General features: G+C 66.3%; 5 protein-coding genes and 2 pseudogenes. 4 read left to right on the plus strand and 3 right to left on the minus strand.

Annotated features, from left to right (window positions below):
- A pseudogene (locus VMJ11_RS34260) lies at positions 1–194 on the plus strand (EmrA/EmrK family multidrug efflux transporter periplasmic adaptor subunit); the annotation flags it as partial.
- 95 nt (positions 195–289) lie between these two features.
- Here the strand turns inward: VMJ11_RS34260 and VMJ11_RS34265 are convergent.
- Positions 290–1,240 (minus strand): GlxA family transcriptional regulator, encoded by a 951-nt coding sequence (locus VMJ11_RS34265; RefSeq protein ID WP_325625658.1) that lies wholly within the window; start codon positions 1,238–1,240, stop codon positions 290–292.
- 151 nt (positions 1,241–1,391) lie between these two features.
- Between VMJ11_RS34265 and VMJ11_RS34270 the strand changes: the two genes are divergently transcribed.
- Both VMJ11_RS34270 and VMJ11_RS34595 read left to right on the plus strand, forming a co-directional pair.
- Positions 1,392–2,192, plus strand: a complete 801-nt coding sequence (locus VMJ11_RS34270; RefSeq protein WP_325625659.1) for an SDR family oxidoreductase — start codon at positions 1,392–1,394, stop codon at positions 2,190–2,192.
- A gap of 57 nt (positions 2,193–2,249) precedes the next feature.
- Positions 2,250–2,345, plus strand: a pseudogene (locus VMJ11_RS34595) (short-chain dehydrogenase); the annotation flags it as partial.
- Between the two features lie 201 nt (positions 2,346–2,546).
- Here VMJ11_RS34595 and VMJ11_RS34275 read toward each other — a convergent pair.
- Positions 2,547–3,638, minus strand: a complete 1,092-nt coding sequence (locus tag VMJ11_RS34275) for a LacI family DNA-binding transcriptional regulator (protein ID WP_325625661.1) — start codon at positions 3,636–3,638, stop codon at positions 2,547–2,549.
- A 273-nt stretch (positions 3,639–3,911) separates the two neighbouring features.
- On the opposite strand from VMJ11_RS34275, the gene VMJ11_RS34280 reads away from it, so the two are divergent.
- A complete protein-coding gene (locus tag VMJ11_RS34280) occupies positions 3,912–5,144 on the plus strand; it encodes an ABC transporter substrate-binding protein (protein ID WP_325625664.1) in 1,233 nt (410 codons plus the stop codon).
- 93 nt (positions 5,145–5,237) lie between these two features.
- On the opposite strand, the gene VMJ11_RS34285 is transcribed toward VMJ11_RS34280, so the two are convergent.
- Positions 5,238–6,881: a methyl-accepting chemotaxis protein gene (locus tag VMJ11_RS34285; protein ID WP_325625662.1), complete on the minus strand. Its 1,644-nt coding sequence runs from the start codon at positions 6,879–6,881 to the stop codon at positions 5,238–5,240.
- Positions 6,882–6,935: the final 54 nt, after the last annotated feature.

Below are 6,935 nucleotides of genomic sequence, written 5' to 3' on the forward strand. Positions count from 1 at the left end.
CGCGCGACGACTCCGGCACGCAACTCGCCGCCGCGGTGAACACGACCTATCGCACCGACGTGTTTGCGAAGTACGGCGAACAAGCCGATGCGGAGATCGCCAAGATCATCGAGCAGAACGAAATGGATGCACAGACGAAGACGGCAAAGCCGGCTGAGGCGAAGGTGGCCATGGGCAACCAGACGCGCGGCTAAGCACGTCCAGCGCAAGCGCGCCCCCGGCAACGCGGGCGCGTTCGCGTTTTTTGTCGCCACGCGGCGGCATCACGCAACGCGGCGAGGCGTGCGCCTCACGCGGCCCGCGCCTCGCGTCTCACGGCCTGAGGCGGCACGCCGAAGCCGCGCATGAACGCCTCGCGCATGTGCCGACGGTCGCGAAAGCCGGTTTCTCGCGCGATCACGTCGAGCGGATGCGTGCTCTGCTCGATCATGAGCCGCGCCGCCTCGATACGCAGGCCCTCCACGGCGCGCGCGGGCGACTGCCCCGTCTCCGCCGTGAACACGCGGCTGAACTGGCGCGGGCTCAGATGCACCGCCTCGGCAAGCTGCTCCACGGTGAGCGCCTGGTTCAGATTGCGGCGTGCGTAGTCGAGCGCGTTCTGGATGCGGTCGGATTTCGGCGCGAGCGCGAGCATTTCGGAATGCTGCGACTGACCGCCCGAGCGGCGCTGATGCATCACGAGCTTGTGCGCGACCGAACGCGCCGCTTCCGCGCCGAGGTCGCGCTCGACCATGGCGAGCGCGAGGTCGAGCCCCGCCGTCATGCCCGCAGAAGTCCAGATCGGCCCGTCGACGATATAGATGCGGTCGTCCTCCACACGAACGTCCGGAAAGCGCTGCTGCAGCTCGCGCGCGTAGAACCAGTGCGTGGTAGCGCGGCGGCCGTCGAGCAACCCCGCCTCGGCCAGCACGAAACCTCCCGTACAGATACCCGCAACGCGGCGCGCGCGGCCACTCGCACGGCGCAGGAACGCAACCACCGCGGCCGGCGTACTCACGCTGAGCGGATCGAGCACGCCCGCGACCATCCAGGTATCGATGCGGCTACGCGCGGGCGTGGGCGCGGGCAGCGTACCCACGCCCATGGCGAGCGACGAGCGCACCTCACCGCCTTGCACCGAGTAATTTTCGATCTCATAGAACGACGAACCGGCCACGACATTCGCGCATTCAAAGACGCTTTGCGTGGCGATCGCCATTACCTGAAACCCTTCGCTCAGCAGGTAGCCGATGCGGTGCATGTCCTTCTCCCGTCACTGCATGTCCTAAAACGCAACCCTATACGTCATTTGCGCCATCGTCAATCGCGGCCAGAATGCACTCACAGCAACGTCACATCGACGTTGCCCGACCGCCCGATTCATCCGATCAATCCTGAAATGGAGTGCAATCATGACCCAGCAAGTTCATCGCGGCACCGCGCTCGTCACCGGCGCTTCCTCCGGCATTGGCGCGGTGTACGCTGCGCAGCTCGCCCGTCGCGGTTACGACCTCGTGCTAGTCGCGCGCAACCGCGAGCGGCTCGCGACGCTCGCCGCGAGCCTCACCAACGAGACGCGCCAGGACGTGGAAGTGCTCGCCGCCGACCTGAACAACCGCGAAGACCTCGCTGCGATCGAAGCACGCCTGCGCGATGACGCGAGCCTCACGCTGCTAGTGAACAACGCCGGCATCGGCACGCATACGCCGCTAGTCGAGAGTGACGTCGACCACATGACGCGCATGATCGAGCTGAACGTCACCGCGCTCACGCGGCTGACCTATGCGGCCGTGCCGGGCTTCGTCGCACGCGGCCAGGGTGCCATCATCAATATCGCCTCCATCGTGAGCATCGCGCCTGAGATCCTGAACGGCGTCTATGGCGGCACCAAGGCGTTCGTGCTCGCATTCACCCACTCACTCGATCACGAGCTTGCCGCGAAGGGCATTCGCGTTCAGGCCGTGCTGCCCGGCGCCACGGCCACCGAGTTCTGGGAAGTCGGCGGCCTGCCGCTCGAACATCTCGACAAGGCGATCGTCATGTCCGCCGAAGACCTCGTGAGCGCCGCCATCACGGGCTTCGAGCGCGGCGAAACCGTGACGATTCCTTCGCTGCACGACGTAGAGCAATGGAACGCGTTCGAGAACGCACGACGCGCAATGTCCCCGCATCTGTCCACCAGCAAGCCTGCGCCGCGTTATCGCGCCGCGTAGCGGAGCCGCTGCAATGTATTTTCCGACTGAACCCTCATTTCATCAGGAATCCATATCATAAAAGCGACCGGCAACACGATCTTCATCACGGGCGGCACATCGGGCATTGGACTCGGCCTCGCGCAGGCGCTCCATCGGCGCGGCAACAAGGTCTCGAATCCGCCAGCACCGAAGTGCTCGTGAACGCCGCGCGGCCGCTGAGCGACAATGCCGGCCCGAACGAGCATGCGTTCGTCGAGCAGTTCAATCAGATGATCGAGTCCGAGCCGATTCCCGTGGCGTGATGAAGAACGAATGAAGCGCCGGCTTCGGTCGCCGCTTCATTCGTCATGCCAATCGTTTTGCTTCGCACTTTCATGCGCTTTCACGCGTAACCAGCGTGAAGCCCAGATCGACACGCCGCTCGGCGGGCAGTTCGCCTTCGATGATCTGCAGCAGCATGCGCGCCGCCTCGAAGCCGACCTCGTAGCGCGGCGTGGCGACCGTAGTGATCGAAGGCGACGACCACGCGGCGAAAGGCAGATCGTTGAAGCCCACGATCGCAAGGTCCCCCGGCACCGCAATGCCGCGCCGCTGGCACTCGAACAGCGCGCCGAGCGCAAGGTCGTCGTTGCAACAGAACACGGCGTCGCAATCGGGCGCTTTCTTCAGCACTTTTGCGAGTAACCGGCAACCGAGCTCGACGCTCGACGGTGCTTCGGTCAGCTCTTCCAGCGCCGGATCGAAGCCCGCTGCCGCGAGCGCGCGGCGGTAGCCCGCGCGCCGCTGCATCGTGCGCGCATCGAGCTGCGCGGCGATGAAGGCAGGACGGCGCATGCCGCGCGCGAGCAGATGCTTGCCGATGGTGAAGCCGGCGCTGCGCTGCGAAAAGCCGACCGACCACGCTTCGCCGGGCACGAGATCGAACATGTGCACGAGCGGCACGCTCGCCGTGTGAAGACGCTGCCGAATCGAGTCAGAATCGTCGATGCTCGCCACGAGAAAACCATCCGGCGCATGAGCGAGCCAGGCCGAGAGCAGCTCGATCTGCCGCTGCGAAGAATAGCCCGTGTTGCCGATCAGCAGTTGATATCCAGCCGGGCCCGCGCAGTCCTGCACGCCCGCGAGCGTTTCGACGAACACCGCATTCGAGAGCGAAGGCACCAGCACGCCGATGAGCTTGGAGCGCGCTGAAGCCAGCGTGCGCGCCGCGCGATTGGGGATATAGCCGAGCTCGGCGATTGCGGCTTCGATGCGTTCGCGCACCGGCGGCAGCACACGTGCGGGCTCCTTGAGCGCGCGCGAAACCGTCATCGTGCTCACGCCCACGCGCTGTGCGACATCGGCAAGCGTGACGCGCCCGCTCGGGCGGCGACGCGAAGCAGCGCGAGCAGGTGTGTTGCGCGCGTCACGGCGTGTTGACGCATCGTGCGCCGATTCCGGCAATTGGCGACTTTTCTTGTTCATGACCATTAGTATCGCCGTGTTGCACGCCTGAGAAAAGCGCGCCTCGAAGCAGGGTTCGTCCTGGTGTGGAGTCGATCGTGTTAGCGCTAACATCCACCGCTGGATAATCCGGGGACATCAATGGCCCACCCATGCGTCCACGAGAAGTCGCTCAAAACCACCCCAGAGCCGCCAGCCGGCCCACCGGAGACAGTCATGCGTTCCACTCGAATTTCGCGCCCTAACGCGTCCCACTCCTCATCCAGTACACGACGCACGCAGCGCACACTCCTGATGGCCTGTGCCGCAGCTGCCTTCACGCTTGCCGCCACTGCGGCTTCCGCCGCGCAGGTCGAGGTGCTGCACTACTGGACCTCGGGCGGCGAGGCGAAGTCGGCCCAGGTGCTCAAGCAGATGCTGGAGAAAAAGGGCGACACGTGGGTGGATTTCGCGGTGGCGGGCGGTGGCGGCGGCAATGCGATGACCGCGCTGAAAACGCGCGTGGTGGCGGGCGACCCGCCGGCTGCCGCGCAGATCAAAGGCCCGGCGATCCAGCAATGGGGCGACGAAGGCGTGCTGATGTCCATCGACGACGTCGCGAAGCACGACAACTGGGATCACGTGTTGCCGCCCGAGATCGCGACGATCATGAAGTACAAAGGCCAATATGTGGGAGCGCCGGTGAACGTGCACCGTGTGAACTGGCTGTGGATCAATGCGGACGCGCTCAAGAAGGTCAACGCGCAGCCGCCCACTACGTGGGATGACTTCTTCAAGGTCGCCGACGCGCTGAAGAAGGCCGGCATCACGCCGGTGGCCATCGGTGGTCAGGAATGGCAGGAGGCCGAAACGTTCGAAACCGTCGCGCTCGGCGTGGGCGGCCCCGACTTCTACAAGAAGGCTTTCGTGCAGCTCGACCCGGCCACGCTCAAGGGCCCGACGATGGTGAAGGCGCTCGAAACCTTCCGGCGCATCAAGCCCTATACCGACGATGCCCAGACAGGCCGCGACTGGAATCTGGCCACGGCGATGGTCATCAACGGCAAGGCCGCAATGCAGTTCATGGGCGACTGGGCGAAAGGCGAATTCACGGTCGCGGGCAAAGTGCCGGGCAAGGACTACCTGTGCGTGGCCGCGCCGGGCTCGGGTAAGGCGTTCACGTTCAACGTCGACAGCTTTGTCTTCTTCAAGGTGAACAAGCCTGGCGTGGAAAAGGGGCAAAAGGACATGGCGAGCCTGCTGATGAGCCCGCAGTTCCAGGAAACCTTCAATCTCAACAAGGGCTCCATCCCGGTGCGTCAAGACCTCGACCTCTCGAAGTTCGACGCCTGCGCGAAGAAGTCGTCGGCCGACTTCAAGGCCGCGGGTCCCGCGGGCGCGCTCGTGCCTTCGTGGGCGCACGACATGCTCGTCACGCCCGCAGTGGAAGGTGCGTTCTACGACGTGATCGGCAAGTTCTGGACTGACGAGAGCGAAACGCCGCAGGAAGCCGCGAACAAGCTGGCCGCCGCCGCAAAGACGAACTGACGCCCGCACGTCACGCTAGCCGCACGAGCCGGGGCTGGGCACGGCCCCGGCAGTAACACCGGATCGCGCCGCCTCAGGCGGCCTCGCGCGATCTCATGCGATCACGGGCGTCGCATGTGCAGGCAGCATCCCCTCATCGCGCGCCGCAACGACCGCCGCCGGCTCGCCTTCGACCTCGCTCACGCGGAACATGGCCACGGCTTCGGCCATCTGGCTCGCCTGCTGCTCCAGCGACTCCGCCGCCGCAGCTGCCTGTTCGACGAGCGCCGCGTTCTGTTGCGTCACCTGATCCATCTGGCTCACGGCCGTCTCGACCTGCTCGATGCCGGCGCTCTGCTCCACGGTCGCCGAGGCGATCTCCTTCATGAGCCCCGAGACCTTGTCCACCGAGGCGACGATCTCAGCCATCGTCGAACCCGCCTCGCCCACCAGCGCACGCCCGTTGCGCACGTCGTGCACCGAAGCGTCGATCAGCGACTTGATCTCGCGCGCCGCCGCGGCGCTGCGCTGCGCGAGCATGCGCACCTCGCCCGCGACCACTGCGAAGCCGCGCCCCTGCTCGCCGGCGCGCGCCGCCTCGACCGAGGCATTGAGCGCGAGGATATTGGTCTGAAACGCGATACCGTCGATGATGCCCGTGATATCCGCGATCTTGCCCGAACTGCGGCTGATCGCCTCCATCGTCTCGATCACCTGCTCGACCACGCGCCCGCCGCGCTGCGCGACGTCGGCGGCGCCCGTCGCCAGCTCGCTCGCCTCGTTGGCATGGTGGGCGTTCTGGCGCACGCTCGAAGTGAGCTGCTCCATGCTCGAAGCCGTCTGCTCCAGCGAGGCGGACTGCTGCTCCGTGCGGCTCGACAGGTCGAGATTGCCGGCCGCGATCTCGCGAGCGCCGGTATTGATGACGTCGCAACTCTTGCGTACGCTGCGCACCGTCTGGCTCAGACCACCCTGCATGCGCCGCATCGCGCCGAGCAACTGGCCGATTTCGTTGCGCCCGCCACCATCGATCGCGACCGAGAGGTCGTTCGCGGCAATCTGGTTGAGCACGGCGACCGCCTGGGCAAGCGGCGCGCTCACGAGGCGCCGCAGCGCCAGATGCGTGGCGACGACGAGCACCAGTGCACCCAGCAGGCCCACCGCCACCATCGCCATCACCCATTCGTGCTCGCGTTCGCCCTCGGCTAGCGCGGCGCGCGTGGCGGCCTCGGCGTGCTCGCGCAACGCGGCCACGGCCGCCGAGAATTGCGCGTTCGCCTTCGTCACGTCGCCAGTCGAAAGCGCGGCGTAAGCCGCCGTGTCGCCGCTCTCCAGCATCGTGGCCGAGCGTTGCAGCGAGTCCACGAGCGCCGCCCATGCACCGAGCAAGGCATCGCGTTGCCGCGCTGCCTGCGCATCGAACGGCGCGCTCTCGCGCAGCGCGGCGGCGTGCTTCGCGGCCTCGTCGAATAGATTGCGCGTGTCCTGCTGGGCGCGCTTTTGTGCGTCCTCGCGCGAGGCGGCGTCGCCGTTTTCCTTCGCCGCCTGATACCCGCGCGCCAATGCCATCTGCGCGAGCGCCGCGTCCTCGCGCAACGCGAGCGCGAGCGCGTCCTGGCGCGCGACTTCGTGGATGAAGCGCGCCGAGTCGTCGGCGCGGCCGATCATCAGGACGCCGACTGCCGCGCCCACCACCAGCATCGCCGCGAACGTGCACAGCACGAGCAGCAGCCCTCTTCGAATCGTCAGATTGCTCATTGCCGTGTGCCTGCCTCAGTGCTTCGATGCGGCCCGGCGGCGTCGCCGCCCAGC

The sequence above is a fragment of the Paraburkholderia sp. genome (assembly GCF_035501035.1).
Taxonomy (GTDB): Bacteria; Pseudomonadota; Gammaproteobacteria; order Burkholderiales; family Burkholderiaceae; genus Paraburkholderia.

Excerpts from the sequence above, each read along its gene's own strand:
- VMJ11_RS34280 (WP_325625664.1), top strand. The coding sequence starts at position 3,912 with ATGGCCTGTGCCGCAGCTGCCTTCACGCTTGCCGCCACTGCGGCTTCC.
- VMJ11_RS34270 (WP_325625659.1), top strand. The coding sequence starts at position 1,392 with ATGACCCAGCAAGTTCATCGCGGCACCGCGCTCGTCACCGGCGCTTCC.
- VMJ11_RS34285 (WP_325625662.1), bottom strand. The coding sequence starts at position 6,881 with ATGAGCAATCTGACGATTCGAAGAGGGCTGCTGCTCGTGCTGTGCACG.
- VMJ11_RS34265 (WP_325625658.1), bottom strand. The coding sequence starts at position 1,240 with ATGCACCGCATCGGCTACCTGCTGAGCGAAGGGTTTCAGGTAATGGCG.
- VMJ11_RS34275 (WP_325625661.1), bottom strand. The coding sequence starts at position 3,638 with ATGAACAAGAAAAGTCGCCAATTGCCGGAATCGGCGCACGATGCGTCA.